The organism is Amycolatopsis sp. GM8 (assembly GCF_021653975.1).
Classification (GTDB): Bacteria; Actinomycetota; Actinomycetes; order Mycobacteriales; family Pseudonocardiaceae; genus Amycolatopsis_E.
In genome coordinates this window covers 792,149-807,556 of the sequence record NZ_JAJKFK010000004.1, presented here as the reverse complement: position 1 = coordinate 807,556, position 15,408 = coordinate 792,149, and the positions used below count along the sequence as shown (strand labels likewise).

Annotated in this window: 14 protein-coding genes; 10 read left to right on the top strand and 4 right to left on the bottom strand. The window is 71.3% G+C overall.

Going from position 1 to position 15,408, the window contains the following annotated elements:
• Nucleotides 1–61 precede the first annotated feature (61 nt).
• From LOZ83_RS40810 to LOZ83_RS22345, 4 genes are all read left to right on the top strand, one after another.
• A complete protein-coding gene (locus LOZ83_RS40810; RefSeq protein ID WP_374202687.1) occupies nt 62–487 on the top strand; it encodes a DoxX family protein in 426 nt (141 codons plus the stop codon).
• A gap of 501 nt (nt 488–988) precedes the next feature.
• Nucleotides 989–1,693, top strand: a complete 705-nt coding sequence (fabG, locus tag LOZ83_RS22355; protein ID WP_236793100.1) for a beta-ketoacyl-ACP reductase — start codon at nt 989–991, stop codon at nt 1,691–1,693.
• A gap of 37 nt (nt 1,694–1,730) precedes the next feature.
• The gene (gene fabI, locus LOZ83_RS22350) at nt 1,731–2,498 is read left to right on the top strand and encodes an enoyl-ACP reductase FabI (RefSeq protein WP_236793098.1); all 768 of its coding nucleotides are present in this window, start codon (nt 1,731–1,733) and stop codon (nt 2,496–2,498) included.
• Nucleotides 2,499–2,509: 11 nt separating this feature from the next.
• Nucleotides 2,510–3,547 carry a ferrochelatase gene (locus LOZ83_RS22345; RefSeq protein ID WP_236793532.1) on the top strand — a complete coding sequence of 346 codons (1,038 nt, stop codon included), beginning with the start codon at nt 2,510–2,512 and terminating at the stop codon, nt 3,545–3,547.
• Here the strand turns inward: LOZ83_RS22345 and LOZ83_RS22340 are convergent.
• Entirely contained in the window at nt 3,519–4,316 is a 798-nt protein-coding gene (locus tag LOZ83_RS22340; protein ID WP_236793097.1) for a hypothetical protein, read from the bottom strand. The two genes, LOZ83_RS22345 and LOZ83_RS22340, sit on opposite strands and share 29 nt — an antisense overlap.
• 79 nt (nt 4,317–4,395) lie before the next feature.
• Between LOZ83_RS22340 and LOZ83_RS22335 the strand changes: the two genes are divergently transcribed.
• Together LOZ83_RS22335 and LOZ83_RS22330 are read left to right on the top strand one after the other, a co-directional pair.
• Nucleotides 4,396–5,793, top strand: a complete 1,398-nt coding sequence (locus LOZ83_RS22335; RefSeq protein ID WP_236793095.1) for a sigma 54-interacting transcriptional regulator — start codon at nt 4,396–4,398, stop codon at nt 5,791–5,793.
• Nucleotides 5,794–5,827: 34 nt separating this feature from the next.
• Nucleotides 5,828–7,786 (top strand): VWA domain-containing protein, encoded by a 1,959-nt coding sequence (locus LOZ83_RS22330; protein ID WP_236793093.1) that lies wholly within the window; start codon nt 5,828–5,830, stop codon nt 7,784–7,786.
• 12 nt (nt 7,787–7,798) lie between these two features.
• Here the strand turns inward: LOZ83_RS22330 and LOZ83_RS22325 are convergent, their stop codons facing one another.
• Together LOZ83_RS22325 and LOZ83_RS22320 are read right to left on the bottom strand one after the other, a co-directional pair.
• Nucleotides 7,799–8,944, bottom strand: coding sequence for a hypothetical protein (locus LOZ83_RS22325; protein ID WP_236793091.1), 1,146 nt, complete (start codon nt 8,942–8,944; stop codon nt 7,799–7,801).
• 169 nt (nt 8,945–9,113) lie between these two features.
• Entirely contained in the window at nt 9,114–10,430 is a 1,317-nt protein-coding gene (locus LOZ83_RS22320) for a cytochrome P450 (protein WP_236793089.1), read from the bottom strand.
• 79 nt (nt 10,431–10,509) lie between these two features.
• On the opposite strand from LOZ83_RS22320, the gene LOZ83_RS22315 reads away from it, so the two are divergent.
• Genes LOZ83_RS22315 through LOZ83_RS22300 form a run of 4 tightly spaced genes read left to right on the top strand, consistent with a single transcriptional unit; the run spans nt 10,510 to nt 13,641 of the window.
• Nucleotides 10,510–11,106, top strand: a complete 597-nt coding sequence (locus tag LOZ83_RS22315) for a TetR/AcrR family transcriptional regulator (protein WP_236793088.1) — start codon at nt 10,510–10,512, stop codon at nt 11,104–11,106.
• 55 nt (nt 11,107–11,161) lie between these two features.
• Complete coding sequence (locus LOZ83_RS22310) at nt 11,162–11,872, top strand: GH25 family lysozyme (RefSeq protein ID WP_236793530.1); 711 nt, start codon at nt 11,162–11,164, stop codon at nt 11,870–11,872.
• Between the two features lie 58 nt (nt 11,873–11,930).
• The gene (gene mshC, locus LOZ83_RS22305; protein WP_236793086.1) at nt 11,931–13,169 is read left to right on the top strand and encodes a cysteine--1-D-myo-inosityl 2-amino-2-deoxy-alpha-D-glucopyranoside ligase; all 1,239 of its coding nucleotides are present in this window, start codon (nt 11,931–11,933) and stop codon (nt 13,167–13,169) included.
• 1 nt (nt 13,170) lies between these two features.
• Nucleotides 13,171–13,641 carry a hypothetical protein gene (locus LOZ83_RS22300; protein ID WP_236793084.1) on the top strand — a complete coding sequence of 157 codons (471 nt, stop codon included), beginning with the start codon at nt 13,171–13,173 and terminating at the stop codon, nt 13,639–13,641.
• Here the strand turns inward: LOZ83_RS22300 and LOZ83_RS22295 are convergent, their stop codons facing one another.
• Nucleotides 13,642–15,219, bottom strand: a complete 1,578-nt coding sequence (locus LOZ83_RS22295) for an ABC-F family ATP-binding cassette domain-containing protein (protein WP_236793082.1) — start codon at nt 15,217–15,219, stop codon at nt 13,642–13,644.
• Between the last annotated feature and the right edge of the window lie 189 nt (nt 15,220–15,408).

Sequence of the window (15,408 nt, the reverse complement as noted above, 5' to 3'; positions counted from 1 at the left end):
GCGTAGCCCCGGTTTCCACTGGCTACGATATGATACCAGTCACAGATTATATGATTTCCATATGATCGACTGGTGTCGGCCGCAGAACGGTGTCCGGTCCAACAGGTCGACCATCGAGAATCGAGAGACTCGTGTATTTCGCTTACCTCGTCGTCACGGTCGCCGCCGTCGCCGCGAACACCTTTCCGGGATCGCCTCGATGACGCGCTGGAAGCCGATCATGGCAACGCTGCGGCCCGCGCTGGCGAAGGCCGGCGTGCCGGAGTCGTGGCTGGTCTTTCCCATCGGTGTGCTGAAGACGGCGGGCGCGGTGGGCCTTGTCGCCGGACTCGCCGGGGTGCCGCTGGTCGGCGAGTCCGCGCGGCCGGGCTCATCTTGTTCTTCGTGTGCGCGGCTTACACCCATATCCGGGTGGGCGACTACTCGCCCCAGTTCTTGCTGGGCAGCTGTTTCTTCCTCCCGCTGGCGGTCGCCAGCTTGGCGCTGAACCCTGCCGACTGACCCGGTTTTCGCCGAACCTCGCCGAGGAGGGGACGCATGCCGCTCTACACCGACATTCCGCCCGCTCCGAGATCGATGCGCTCTGGCAGGCCGACGTCCCCGCCGCGGTCTCGATCTAGCTGGAGACCACAGGACTCGCGGAGCAGCTCGCTGTCCTGGAGGACGAGGACTCCGAGGACCGCCGGGCATCGTCCGGACAGTGGCGAACCCGGCGTACAGCTTGCCCTCGACCACCGGTAGCGAGGCGGAAAGCGGCAGCGGGCCTCGTCGTGTTTGCTGGTTGGCCCTTGGTGGTGGTGTGTTGATTGGTGGCGTGGTTTAGCGCCAGCCGGGGAGCCGTGGCTCGGCCGTCGCTGCCGTGTGCGCGAGCCGCTGTGTGACACCGGTCGCCCTTACCCGGGGGTAGTGGTGGCGGGTGCGCGCGGTGGCCGTGGTGGCGGATAACCTCAGGCCGGCACAGCGGAGGACGAACGCACGAGGAGTACAGGTGGGACGGTCGGTACTGGTCACCGGCGGCAACCGTGGTATCGGGCTGGCGATTGCCCGGGATCTGGCGGAGCAGGGGCACAAGGTGGCCGTCACGCACCGTGGCTCGGGGGCCCCGGAAGGGCTGTTCGGCGTGCTGGCCGACGTCACCGACTCCGAGCAGCTGGACGCGGCGTTCAAGCAGATCGAGGAGCACCAGGGCCCGGTCGAAGTGCTCGTGTCCAACGCCGGCATCAACGATGACACGCTGCTGATGCGGATGAGTGAGGAGCAGTTCACCCGGGTCGTCGACGCGAACCTCACCGGCGCCTACCGCGTCGCGAAGCGCGCCTCCCGCGGGATGCTGCGCGCCAAGTGGGGCCGGTTCATCTTCATCTCCTCGGTCGTAGGGTTGTCCGGCAGCGCGGGCCAGGTCAACTACGCGGCGAGCAAGGCGGGCCTGGTCGGCGTCGCCCGCTCACTCGCGCGTGAGCTCGGTTCCCGCAACATCACCGCGAACGTCGTCGCGCCCGGGTTCATCGTCACCGACATGACGAACGAGCTGACCGACAAGCAGCAAGAGGCGACGCTCGGCCAGATCCCCGCCGGCCGGTTCGGCCAGGCGGCCGAGATCGCCGCCGCCGTGCGCTACCTGGCCTCCGACGAAGCCTCCTACGTCAACGGCGCCGTGCTGCCCGTCGACGGCGGCCTGGGTATGGGCCACTGAATGGGCCACCACATTTCCACCGTAGAAAGGACTGGTCTTGCCCGGACTGCTCGAAGGTAAGCGCCTGCTGATCACCGGTGTCATCACCGACGCCTCCATCGCGTTCCACGCGGCGAAGGCCGCCCAGGAACAGGGCGCGAAGGTCGTACTGACCGGGTTCGGCCGGCTGTCGCTCGTGGAGCGCATCGCCAAGCGGCTGCCCGAGCCCGCCCCGGTGATCGAGCTGGACGTGCAGAACCAGGAGCACCTGGACACCCTCGCCGACCGTGTGCGCGAGCATGTCGACGGGCTCGACGGGGTGCTGCACGCGATCGCGTTCGCGCCGCAGACCTGCTTGGGCGCGCCCTTCCTGGACGCGCCGAAGGACGACGTGTCGGTCGCGGTGCAGGTGTCGGCGTACTCCCTCAAGTCGCTCGCGGTGGCGTGCCTGCCGCTGCTGTCGCGCGGATCCTCGATCGTGGGCCTGGACTTCGACGCGCGCGTCGCGTGGCCCGCCTACAACTGGATGGGCGTCGCGAAGGCCGCGCTGGAGTCGGTCAACCGCTACCTGGCGCGCGAGCTCGGCCCGATGGGCATCCGGGTCAACCTGGTGTCGGCGGGCCCGGTCAAGACGATGGCCGCGAAGTCGATCCCCGGGTTCGGCGAGCTCGAAGGCGGCTGGGGCGACCGGGCGCCGCTCGGCTGGGCGGCCGAGGACCCGACCGCCGTCGCGAAGTCGATCTGCGCGGTGCTGTCGGACTGGCTGCCCGCCACCACCGGATCGATGATCTGGGTCGACGGCGGAGTGCACGCGCTCGGCATGTGAAAATGGATGCCGTGGGTTACGACGCGTTGCTGTGGCTGTCCTTCGGTGGTCCGGAGGGGCCGGACGAGGTCATGCCGTTCCTGGAGAACGTGACGCGCGGCCGTGGCGTACCGCCGGAGCGGCTCGCCGAGGTCGCGGAGCACTACCAGCACTTCGGCGGGGTCTCGCCGATCAACGGGCTCAACCGCGAGGCCATCGCGGCGGTCGAGAAGGAGCTCGGGGCGCAGGGCATCGACCTGCCCGTCTACTTCGGCAACCGCAACTGGGCGCCGATGGCCGAGGACACCGTCGCGCGGATGGCCGCCGACGGGGTCCGCCGGGCGCTGGTGTTCCCGACGAGCGCGTACGGCGGGTACTCGGCCTGCCGCCAGTACGACGAGGACATCGAACGTGTCCGCGCCGCGGCCGGGGAGAACGCGCCGGAACTGACGAAACTGCGCCAGTTCTTCGACCACCCGCTGTTCGTGTCCGCCTTCGCCGACGCGCTGCGCGCCGCCCACGAGGGCCTCGAAAACGCCCGGACGGTCTTCACCGCGCATTCCGTGCCCGAAAGTGCCGACCAGGCCTCGGGACCGCCGGAGGAAGGCGGCCGGCGCTACTCACGGCAGATCGCCGAGGCGGCACGCCTGGTCGCGGCCGAGGCCGGCATCACCGAGTACGACGTGGTGTGGCAGTCCCGTTCCGGCCCGCCGCGGATCCTTTGGCTGGCGCCGGACATCGTCGACCACATCGACACCTTGCACGCGCGGGGCGTCGAAGCCGTCGTCGTGTGCCCGGTCGGGTTCGTGTCGGACCACCTCGAAGTGGTCTGGGACCTGGACAACGAGGCCGCCGAGCGCGCCCGCGAGCTGGGCATGGGCTTCGCCCGGGCGGCCACGGCGGGCGCAGATCCGCGGTTCGCGGAGCTGGTGGTCGAGTTGGTGCGCGAGCACCTCGGCGACGCGCCGGCCCGGAAGCTGTCGGACTTCCCGGCCGCCGGCTGCACCGTCAACGGCGCCCCCTGCGCGGTCGGGTGCTGCGCTACTGCTGCCGGTCGCCCTGCTCGCTGAACTGGCGGACAGCCTCGTTGACCGCGGCATAGCGGGCCAGCCGGACGGCGTTTCCCAAGGGACGTAACGCATCGGCACGCAGCACCGCGGCCGACGCGGACACCGCGCCGCCCGGCTCGTCGATCTCCGCGACCGCCAGGATCGCGCCGACCTCCTCGGCGCGTTGCAGCACCCGCAACGCCCGGCCCGGTGTGCCCGCCGGCCACTCCGGCCGCGGCCGGGCCCGCAACCAGGCCGAAAGCTCCGCGCGGACACCGGGCCGGTCCTTCGCGACGTCGAGTGCCTGCAGCGCTCCGGCGGAGTCGCGGATCGCGTCGGTCAAGCCGTGCTCCGCCTCGGCCAGCCCGAGGTACTCCGGCGCGACCGCGGTGTCCACTTTGTACACCGACCACCGCACGAGCCCCTCGGCGATCACCTGTGGCACCAGGCCGAAACCCAGTGCGGGCAGCACCATCGCCTCGCCCGCGCGCAGCGCCGCCTCGGTGAACGGCCCGCCGCCACCGAGCCCGCGCGCGTCGCCGGGCACCGGCAGCACCAGCCGCATCTCGCCGGCGGCGTGCGAACGCAGGGCCGCCAGCAGCTGCACGGGAGTCGCGGGGAAGTCACCGGCGAGGGGAAGGTCGAGACCCACCGCGGACTCGGCGTCGGCGGCGACGACCTCGTGCGCCTCGCCCCAGGCGAGCAGGGCGTCGAGCACGTCATCCGACGCCGCGGCACCGGAAAGCCAGGCCGAGGTCCACACGGTCAGGGTCGCACTGGGACAGCACACAGCGATTCAGAATACTGGAGTCCCGTCCTGGAGCTGCTCCACATCGACGATCGGCCGTACGGGGGTTAGCTTCGTAGGGGTGAACCCCGTACCCGAACATCTGCCCCGCACCGCGGGACAGCTGCGTGCGGCCGGCCACCGGCCGCGCGGGATCAAGACCGAAATCCACGACAACCTGCTCGCCGCGCTGCGCGAGGGCCGGAACCCGTGGCCGGGCATCGTCGGGTTCGACCGCACGGTCCTGCCGCAGTTCGAGCGCGCCCTGCTGGCCGGTCACGACGTCGTGCTGCTCGGCGAACGCGGTCAGGGCAAGACGAGGCTGCTGCGCACGCTGGCCGGGCTGCTCGACGAGTGGACGCCGGTGATCGAGGGCAGCGAGCTGGCCGAAGACCCGCTGGACCCGATCACCCCGGCGTCGATCCGCCGCGCCGCCGAGCTCGGCGACGACCTGCCCGTGGCGTGGCTGCATCGCAGCGAGCGCTACACCGAGAAGCTGGCTACCCCCGACACGAGCGTCGGTGACCTGATCGGCGACGTCGACCCGGTGAAGGTCGCGGAGGGGCGCAGCCTCGGCGACCCCGAAACGATCCACTTCGGACTGGTGCCCCGGGCTCACCGGGGCATCGTCGCGATCAACGAGCTGCCGGACCTCGCCGAGCGGATCCAGGTGGCGCTGCTGAACGTGATGGAGGAGCGCGACATCCAGGTCCGCGGCTACACGCTGCGGCTGCCGCTGGACGTGCTCATGGTCGCGACCGCGAACCCGGAGGACTACACCAACCGCGGCCGGATCATCACGCCGCTCAAGGACCGCTTCGGCGCGGAGATCCGCACGCACTACCCGCTCGACGTGGCCGCCGAGGTCGACGTCGTGCGCCAGGAGGCCCACCTCGTCGCCGAGGTCGGCGAGCCGCTGCTGGAGGTGCTCGCCCGGTTCGTCCGGAACCTGCGCGAGTCGACCGTCATCGACCAGCGCTCGGGCGTGTCGGCCCGCTTTGCCGTGGCGGCGGCGGAAACCGTCGCGGCGGCGGCGTTGCGGCGTTCGGCGCTGACCGGCGAGGAGCCCGCGGTGGCGCGCCCGGTGGACCTCGACGCGGTGCCGGCGGTGCTGCGCGGCAAGGTCGAGTTCGAGCCCGGCGAGGAGGGCCGCGAGCACGAACAGCTCGTGCACCTGCTGCGCCGCGCGGTCGCCGAGACCGCGCGTGACCGGTTCGGCGGGCTGAACCTGCGGCCGCTGGTGGAGGCCGTCGCCGACGGGCACCTGGTCGCCACCGGCGAGAAGGTGCCGGGCTCGGAGGTGCTCGCCGCGCTGCCGGAACTGCCGATCCTGCACGAGGTCGCGGCGCGGGCCGGCGTGTCCGCGGACGATTCCCCGGGCCGGATCGCGGCGGCCGTCGAGCTGGCGCTGGAGTCGCTGTACCTGGCGCGGCAGCTGGCGAAGGACTCCGACGACACGACCGCGGTGTACGGGCCGTGACACCGCCGACGTACTTTTCCCCGCGGAGGCGGCGATGACGCTGCCGGAAAGCTATTCCTACGGGCCGTGGCACGACGGTCCGGACCCGCTGGCCCCGCCCATCGATCTGCGTGACGCGCTCGACGAGATCGGGCAGGACGTGATGGGCGGCTCCTCGCCCCGCTCGGCGCTGGAGGAACTGCTGCGCCGCGGCACGCGGAACACCGCGGGCCTCGACGAGCTCACCCGGCGGGTGTGGGAGCGGCGGTCGGAGATCCAGCGGCGCAACAACCTCGACGGCACACTGCAGGAGGTCCGGCGGCTGCTGGACGAGGCGCTGACCGAAGAGCGGCGCACGCTGTTCCCCGACCCGTCGGACGACGCGCGGCTCGCCGAGGCCGAGCTGGACGCGCTGCCGCCCGGCACCGCGGCCGCCGTGCGGGAGCTGGCGGACTACCAGTGGCGCTCGGAGCAAGCCCGCGAGAACTACGAGAAGATCCAGGACCTGCTGGGCCGCGAGATGCTCGAGTCGCGGTTCGAGGGCATGAAGGAGGCGCTGCAGAACACCAGCCCCGAGGATGTCGAGCGGGTCAACCAGATGCTGTCGGACCTGAACGCGCTGCTGGACGCCCACGCCCGCGACGTGGACGACATCCAGGACCGGTTCGACGAGTTCATGCGGCGCCACGGCGAGTTCTTCCCGGAGAACCCGCAAAACGTCGAGGAGCTCATCGACGCGCTCGCGTCCCGTGCCGCGGCGGCGCAGCGGATGCTGAACTCGATGACCGAGGAGCAGCGGTCCGAGCTGGCTTCACTGGCGCAACAGGCGTTCGGCGATCCGCGCATCGCCCAGCAACTGTCCAATCTGGACTCACAGCTGCGGTCGCTGCGGCCGGGGGAGGACTGGACCTCGTCGGCGCGGATGCGCGGGCGCAACCCGCTGGGCATGGGTGAGGGCGCGCAGGCGATGCAGGATCTCGCCGAGCTCGACGCGCTGGCCGAGCAACTCGGCCAGTCCTATCCGGGCGCCCGCCTCGAGGACATCGACATGGAGGCGCTGGAACAGCAGCTGGGCAAGGACGCCGGTGTCGACGCGCGCCGGTTGTCCGAGCTGGAACGGGAACTGCGCCGCCAGGGCCTGTTCGAGCGGGCGCCCGACGGGTCGCTTCGCCTGTCGCCCAAGGCTTTGCGGCGGCTCGGCGAGACGGCGCTGGCCGATGTCGTGAACGCGTTGCGCGGCAAGACCGGGCAGCGTGAGCAGGAGTCGGCGGGTGCCGCGGGCGAGCCGACGGGCGCGACGCGCGAGTGGCGGTTCGGCGACATGCAGCCGTGGGACACCTCGCGCACGGTGCGGAACGCGGTGCTGCGCACGGCTTCCGTGCGGGGCGGCGGCCGCGTGAAGCTCGATGTGTCCGATGTGGAGGTCGTGGAGACCGAGCACCGGTCCCGGGCCGCGGTGGCGCTGCTGGTGGACACGTCGTGGTCGATGGTCGCCGAGAACCGGTGGCTGCCGATGAAGCGCACGGCGCTGGCGCTGCACCAGCTGATCTCCACCCGGTTCCGCAACGACGCACTGCAGTTGATCACGTTCGGCCGGTACGCCGCGTCAGTGGAGCTGGAGGAGCTGGTCGGCCTCGAAGGCGCATGGGAGCAGGGCACGAACGCGCACCACGCGCTGCTGCTCGCGGGCCGGCACCTGCGGCGGCACCCGGACGCGCAGCCGGTGGTGCTGATGGTCACCGACGGCGAGCCGACCGCGCACCTGGAGCCGGACGGCGAGGCCGTGTTCGACTACCCGCCGCTGCCGCAGACGCTGTACAAGACGGTGTCCGAAGTGGACAGACTGGCGAAGCTGGGCGCGTCGGTCACGGTGTTCCGGCTCGGCGACGACCCGCGGCTGGAGGAGTTCGTCGACCTCCTGGCGCGCCGCTCCGGCGGCCGCGTGGTGGCGCCGGATCTCGACGGCCTGGGCGCCGCCGTCGTCGGCGACTACCTCCGCACCCGCCGCCGCTGAACCGGTTGGTGGTCACCAGCGTGCGTTGGTGAGGAAGTAGAGCATTTCGTCGGCGACGGCCTGGAAGTACGCCGAGACGGCCGGGGCGGCGAGTGCCGCGGCGTCGACCGGGCCGCCGTCGCCCTCCTCGTCGGTGACCTCGGCGCCGGCGAGCGCACCGCTCAGGGAGTCGATGCCTTCGTCGGCGGTCAGTCCGGACAGCAGCGACAGCAGCTGGTCTCGCTCCAGTTCCCGGACCGCCCGGCCGTTGGGCTCGAAGCGCCCGTCCGGGGCGATGTCGGCGATCGCGGCCATCGTCGGTGCGTTCCACTGCCACGGGCGGGCGTCGCCGGGTTCCCATCCCTCCGGCGGATCCGTGCCGACGACCTCCGCGCTGAACAGGTGGCCGAGGAGGGGGTCCACGGAGTGTCCACGGCGGTCCTCCCGCTGGACGGTCAGTAGATAGACGTAGGCGAGACTCGGCACGTCATCGATGGCGGGTACGCCGTCCGGCGGCCCGAGCGGCGACCGCATCGGAGACACCGAGTCGGCGAGCGCCCCCTCGACGATCACGCCACCGCCACTTCGGGCCGCGCCGCGCAGCAACAGGATCAGTGCGGCGAGCAGCGCCGCGACCAGCATCTTGAGGAACACCTCGGAGAGTTCTTCGGCGCCGATCGTGTCCACACACAGCTCGTACAGGATCAGCCCATCCCGGTCCAGCCACCAATGGAGATAGACCTCCACCGGCTGCCCGAACCAGGGGTTTCCCCAGATCCGCAGGCGTTCGTCGGCGTGGTATTTCTTTCCGGCCTCATACGGCAGGCCATAGGTGCCGATCACGTTGTTGAACCAGGCGATCTTCTCCGCACCGGCCGCCCGCCCGCTCGCCGACGCGGGTTTGATCTCGTAGAACTCGCCCTCGCCCGCCGCGGTGTGCGTGATGATGTCCGGCACCGGGAACTTGCGGCCCGCCGTCTTCCTGGCCAGGCAGTCGCCGGAAAGGGCGAGCTCGTCCACCCAGCTGTTGTGCAGCTTGAGATACGCGGCGAGGTCGTCGCAGCGGTGCGGTCCCCGGCGGGTATCGAAATAGTCGAGCTGCGCCCCGCCCACCGTCGGCGCGAACGGGGTGCAGCCGCCCTTTTGTTTGCAGTAGTGCGCGTCGATCAGCAGTTCCACGGCCTCACCGAAAAGCGAAAGAAGCCTCGTGTCCTGGACGTACTCGCTCGGGGCAAAACATTTCGCCACACCGACCCCCCAGTGTTTATCCGAATATGCCGCGCGGCGAGTGTAGCGGCGGATCACGCCAGCCCGCAGGGAAATGCGTTACCCGGTTGATCCCGCGGGGCTAGCGCGGGGTGACGGCGATGCGGGAGCCGCGGGCGGGGACCATGGTGATGTGCCGCGGGCGTGAGCCTTCGGGGCGGGCGCGGTCGGGTGCGAGACGGTAGCGCGACAGCACCGCCCGCAGCACGATCGTGGCTTCCAGCAAGGAGAATCCCGCGCCGAGGCACCGGCGCACACCGCCGCCGAACGGGAACCAGGTGCCGCTCGCCGGGCCGCCGTCGGTGAGGAACCGCTCGGGCCGGAACGCGTCCGGCGCGTCGTGGTGCGCGGCATCCGAGTGCACCAGCACGATCGACGGCATCACGGTCGCGCCGGCCGGCAACCGGTAGCCGCCGATCTCGACGTCCTCGGTGAGCTTGCGGGCCACCTCGGAGATCACCGGGTGCAGCCGCATCGCCTCTTTCGCCACCGCTTCGAGGTACTTCTCGTCACCCTCGTCGGCGGCTTTCAGCGCGGCGCCGAGCCGGACCGGGTCACGCGAAAGCTCGTGAAACGCCCAGGCGAGCGACGTCGCAGTGGTCTCGTGCCCGGCCAGCAGCAGGGTGATCAGCTGGTCGCGCAGCTCGGCGTCGGTCAGCCGGTCCTCCTCCGCGGACACGGTCAGCAGGCGGGACAGCACGTCGCCGCGCTCGGCCAGATCCGCCGCCGTCCGCCGCTCGGCGATCTCCGCGTACACCAGCTCGTCCACCCGGTCCTGCAGCAGCTTCGACCGCTTCCACGGGCCGATCTTCCGCAGCTTCTCGTTGTGGAGGCCGAACAGGTCGAGCACCCCGATGTCGACCAGGCCGGTCAGCAGCCGGCGCAGCTCGTCGAGCCGCGGCCCCTCGGCGACGCCGAACACGACGCGCAGGATGATCTCCAGCGTCAGCGCCTGCATCCGTTCGTGCGAGCGGAAAACCTGCCCGGCGGGCCAGTGGGAGACCTCCTGCTCGGCCAGTTCGGTGATCATGTCGCGGTAGCCGCGCAGCGCGGCGCCGTGGAACGCGGGCATCAGCAGCTTCCGCGCCCGCAGGTGCACGTCCTCGTCGGTGAGCAGCACCGAGTGCTCGCCCATGATCGGCTTGAGGATGACGTTGCCCTCGCCGGCGTGGAACGTGGTGACCGGGCCGGCGAACACCGTCTTGATGTGCTCGAGGTTCGCCAGCTGGACGGCCTGCCGGTTGGGATAGAGCCGCACGGTGAACAGGTCGCCGTAGCGGCGCCGCAGGAGCGGCAGCAGGCGGTGGCGGAAGTTGGCGAACAGCAACGTCTGCACGATCGGCGGCAGCTTCGGCCCCGGCGGCAGGGTCGTCGCGACCCGGGGCAGCGTGCTGGTCATGCCGGACCTCCTCGCCTGCGATGGGCGCCTCTTTTTATACGCGCGTGTAAGCGATGGTGTCCAGCGTTAACCTCCTTCCATGGGCCATCGGGAACAGCTGCTCACCGCGGCGCGGCGCCTCCTGGAGGAGAAGGGCTACGCGCACATCACCACGCGCGATCTCGTCGCGGAGTCCGGCACCAACCTGCACTCGATCGGCTACCACTTCGGGTCCAAGGCCGGCCTGCTGAACGCGGCGATCGGCGAGGTGTTCGAGCAGTGGACCGACCAGCTGGCCCGGATCGCGATGGCCGACCCGGCCGTGACGCCCGTCGAGCGCGGCCGCCGCGCCTGGGCGGCGATGCTCGACAACCTGCCCGCCACGCGTGATCTGCTGCTGTCCTATGTGGAGGCTCTCGCGCAGGCCGAGCGGACGGTGTCGCTGCGCGAGCAGTTCGCCGAGCAGTACCGGCGCTGCCGGCAGAAGGTCGCGACGCTGGTCGCGGAGTCGCTCGGCGACGGCACCGATCCGGCGGACCGCCGCTGCCAGGCGGTGGCGAGCTTCGTGATCGCCATCTGCGACGGGCTGTCCGTGCAGTGGCTGCTCGACCCGGACGGCGCGCCGACGTCGGAGGAGCTGACCGAGGGGCTCGCCGCGATGTGGTCGGCGTCGTTCCATCACCCGATCGGCCGATGATCAGGCTGTCAAGCGGCCATTCGGGCGATGCTGATCTAGCGTTCCCGGCGTGGTCATGATCTTGAAGCGGGTCGCGGCGCTGGTCGCGATCGCGATCGGCGCGACACTGGCGGTGCCCTGCGTGGCCCAGGCGGACCAGGCGACGCTCGCGGGCTTCGACTTCAGCGCGTCCCAGGGCGTGCCGGACCTCGCGGCCGCCAAGGCGCACGGCGCCGTGTTCGCCTTCGTCAAGGACACCGCGGGGGTCGGCTACGTCAACCCCAACTACGTCACCCAGTTCCGCGCGGTCAAGGCCGCCGGGCTGATCCGCGGCTCGTACCACTACGCCCGCCCGGACAAGTCGAGTGGCGCCGACCAGGCGGTGTACCTGCACACGCACGACGGAAAGTGGTTCTCCGACGGGATGACCCTGCCGCCCGCGCTGGACCTGGAGGACACGCCCTCCGCGCCGCCCTGCTACGGCCTGCCGCCGCAGGCGATGGTCGCCTGGATCGCGGACTTCAGCAGCACGCTTCAGCGCCGCACCGGGCACACCCCGATCATCTACACGTCCACGCGGTGGTGGAAGGCGTGCACCGCGAACAGCACCGCGTTCGCCGCCGACCACGTCCTCTGGCTGGCCCGCTACAACACCGATATGGGCGAGGTGCCGGGCGGCTGGCGTGCCGGTTTCTGGCAGTCCGCGGTCGCCGGACCGCTGCCCGGCAACCAGGACTCGTTCTTCGGTGATCTCGGCAGGCTGCGGGCCCTGACCACCGGCGGCTGAGCCGCGCGCTTCCCACCAGCCGGGACGTCGCGTCCAAACGCGGCTTAGGGTGGGAGGCATGCGCACTTGGTCATCGGTCCCGTTGCCCCACGTCCCGGGCGTGCCGCGCCCCCTGCGGCTGCTCGACACCTCGACCGGGCAGGTCCGCCCGACCGCACCGGGGGAGACCGCGCGGATGTACGTCTGCGGCATCACGCCGTACGACGCGACGCACCTCGGGCACGCGGCGACCTACCTGGCCTTCGACCTGGTGAACCGGGTGTGGCGGGACAACGGGCACGACGTGTTCTACGTGCAGAACGTGACCGACATCGACGAGCCGCTGCTGGAGCGCGCCGAGCGGGACCAGGACGACTGGATCGTGCTCGGCCTGCGCGAGACCGCGCTGTTCCGCGAGGACATGGAGGCGCTGCGGGTGCTGCCGCCGCGCGAGTTCGTCGGCGCGGTGGAGAGCATTCCCGAGATCGTCGAGGTGATCGCGAAGCTGCTCGCCGCCGGAGCCGCGTACCGGGCCGACGACCCGGAGTTCCCGGACATCTACTTCGACCACACCGCGACCGGCCGGTTCGGCTACGAGTCGAAGTACGACGAGCCGACGATGGCGCGCTTCTTCGCCGAGCGCGGCGGTGACCCGGACCGGCCGGGCAAGCGGCACCCGCTGGACGCGCTGCTGTGGCGGTGCGCGCGGCCGGGCGAGCCGTCGTGGGAGGCGGAGCTGGGCGCCGGGCGGCCCGGCTGGCACATCGAGTGCAGCGCGATCGCGGTGAACCGGCTCGGCATGGCGTTCGACGTGCAGGGCGGCGGCTCGGACCTGATCTTCCCGCACCACGAGTACAGCGCCGCGCACGCGGAGGCGCTGGCCGGGACGCATCCGTTCGCGCGGCACTACGTGCACGCCGGGATGATCGGCCTCGACGGCGAGAAGATGTCGAAGTCCCGCGGGAACCTGGTGTTCGTGTCGCGGCTGCGCGCGGACGGGGTGGACACGTCCGCGATCCGGCTCGCGTTGTTCGCCGGGCACTACCGTACCGACCGGGCGTGGACGGACTCGCTGCTGACCGAGGCGCAGGAGCGGCTGGCGCGGTGGCGGGAGGCCGTTTCGCGGTCCGCCGGGCCCGCGGCGGAGGACACCGTGGCGCGGCTGCGGGATCACCTCTCGGACGATCTCGACACCCCGGCGGCGCTCGCGGCGGTGGACGCGTGGGTCGCGGAAGCGTTGCGGGGCAACGGAACCGATCCCAGCGCGCCGGGGCTGGTGCGGACCGCTGCGGACGCGTTGCTCGGCGTCGAGCTCTGACATGACGACCCTCGCCCAGCTGCGGAAGGCCGCGTTGTCGTATCCCGAGACGGCCGAGGACGACGGCGTTTTCTCGGTGCGCGGCAAGAAATTCGCCGCGCTGGGCGAGGACCGGCTGGTGGAGCTGTGCCTCCCCGCGGCGGACGCGGACGAGGTGCTGGCCGCGCATCCGGCCGCGGCGCGCCGGGCCGGGGCGGTCACGGTGCCGATCGGGGACATCAACGGTCAGCGGCTCAATCACTGGGTGCGCCGCGCGTGGCTCGCGCGGGCACCGAAAACCCTTGCGGCGCAAGTGTCCGCCGCGCCCGTCGGCGACCTGCCCAAGGCCATCGGTGCCCCCGCGACCCGTGCCCTCACCGGCGCCGGGATCACCACGCTCGCCCAGGCCCTCGCGCGCACCGACGCCGAACTCCTGGCGCTGCACGGCGTCGGCCCCCGCGCGGTACGCATCCTCCGGGACACGCCGGGCTGATCAGCCGGTGACCTCGCCGTGGTCCAGGCTCAGGCGGGTGCCGTGCCACTCGCGGCGGAGCCAGCGGTCGTGCGAGGCGACGACCACCGCGCCGGGCGCCGAGTCCAGCGCGCTGAACAGCTCCTCGGCCAGCGTGAGCGAGATGTGGTTCGTCGGCTCGTCCAGCAGCAGCACGTCCGGCGGGCTGGCGATGAGGATCGCCAGCGCCAGGCGCCGCCGCTGCCCGACGGACAGCGAACCCGCCGGCCGGTCGAGGTCCCGCGGCTGCAGCAGGCCGAGCTCGGTGAGCGGGACTTCGGCGCCGGCGGAGGCGTAGAGCTGGCGCGGGGACTTCGCCGGGTCTGTCAGCACGACGTCCTGTTCCAGCAGCCCGACCCGGACGCCCCTGCGTCGGCGCACCGCACCTTTCGCGGGGGCCAGCGCACCGGCGAGCAGACTGAGCAAAGTGGACTTTCCGGCGCCGTTGCCGCCGGTGACCAGTAACCGCGCGGTGTCCGGCACGTCCAGGTGTCCGATGTGGAGTCTCCCCGGCACGTGCACGTCCCGCAGCGACAAGGCCAGTTCGCCGGTGCGGGGCCGCCCGGTGAGCGTCCCGGCGAAGCGCAGGGGAGCGGGCGGCTTGCGGACCTGCGTGCGGGTCAGCTCGTCCAGGCGCTGCTGCGCGTTGCGCACCCGCCGCGAAATCTGCTTCTGCACCCGGCCGCCCTTGAAGTCGTACAGCATCTTCGCGTTGTCGCGCGGCGCCCGGTTGTGCGCGACGTCCCGGGCGGTCACCGCGACGGACTCGCGCAGCTGCTTCAGCTCGTCCTGTTCCTCGGCGTGACGCTGGTCCCAGCGTGCCCGCTCCGCGCGTTTCTGCACCAGGTACTGCGAGTACGCGCCGCCGTAGCGGGCCGGCCCACCGAGCGCCGGGTCGAGATCGAGGATGTCGGTGCACACGGCGTCGAGGAACACGCGGTCGTGCGAGGACAGCACGACGATTCCGTCCAGCGCCGACAGATGCCGTTCGAGGAAGTGCATCCCCGCGTCGTCGAGGTGGTTGGTCGGCTCGTCGAGCAGGAGCGTTTCCGGTTGCCGGACAAGGAGAGCGGCGAGCCCGAGCCGGGATCGCTCGCCGCCGGAAAGCGTTTTCAGCGGTCGGTCCGGGTCGATTTCCGCCAGCCCCAGCCCGGCTAACACCAGCTTCGCCCGCCGGTCGGCGTCCCACAGGTCGTGTGTCTGCGCCCACTCCAGTACCTGCCCGTACTCGGCCAGCGCGGCGGGATCTTCGGCCTGCCGGGCGAGCGTGTCGAGCCGCGCCGCCGCGGCCCGGATCTCGGCGAGCGCGTCGTCGACGACGTCGGAAACCGTGGCGCCAGGGGGAAAAGGCAGTTCCTGGAAGAGGAACCCGAGGTCCGGGCCGCGCTCGACGCTGCCGGACAGGGGTTCCTCCAGCCCGGCGAGCAGGCGCAGCAACGTGGTCTTGCCGGCGCCGTTCTCACCGACCAGCCCGATCCGGCGGCCGGGGCTGGCGGTGAGTGACAGCCCGTCGAAGACGACGCGGTCGCGGTAGGAGAACACGAGGTCGTGTGCGTGCATGAAGACATCCCGGGGTAGCGCGGGACCCCGCCGGGCGGTGCCTCGGGCGCGGGGAGGGCGGGATGTCAGTTCTTCATGGTGCCTCCCAGGCTACGACCGGCCGCAACCGGATTTCCGCGCTTGACCGGATCGCCTCGGTCCGCAACTATGAAAGAAGTCTTTCGAAAGAGTTCTTTCAGAGTTGGGGAA

Coding starts and splice junctions, on each gene's coding strand:
- LOZ83_RS40810 (WP_374202687.1), top strand. CDS start 62: ATGATCGACTGGTGTCGGCCGCAGAACGGTGTCCGGTCCAACAGGTCG.
- LOZ83_RS22330 (WP_236793093.1), top strand. CDS start 5,828: ATGACGCTGCCGGAAAGCTATTCCTACGGGCCGTGGCACGACGGTCCG.
- LOZ83_RS22320 (WP_236793089.1), bottom strand. CDS start 10,430: ATGACCAGCACGCTGCCCCGGGTCGCGACGACCCTGCCGCCGGGGCCG.
- LOZ83_RS22315 (WP_236793088.1), top strand. CDS start 10,510: ATGGGCCATCGGGAACAGCTGCTCACCGCGGCGCGGCGCCTCCTGGAG.
- LOZ83_RS22310 (WP_236793530.1), top strand. CDS start 11,162: ATGATCTTGAAGCGGGTCGCGGCGCTGGTCGCGATCGCGATCGGCGCG.
- mshC (WP_236793086.1), top strand. CDS start 11,931: ATGCGCACTTGGTCATCGGTCCCGTTGCCCCACGTCCCGGGCGTGCCG.
- LOZ83_RS22300 (WP_236793084.1), top strand. CDS start 13,171: ATGACGACCCTCGCCCAGCTGCGGAAGGCCGCGTTGTCGTATCCCGAG.
- LOZ83_RS22295 (WP_236793082.1), bottom strand. CDS start 15,219: ATGCACGCACACGACCTCGTGTTCTCCTACCGCGACCGCGTCGTCTTC.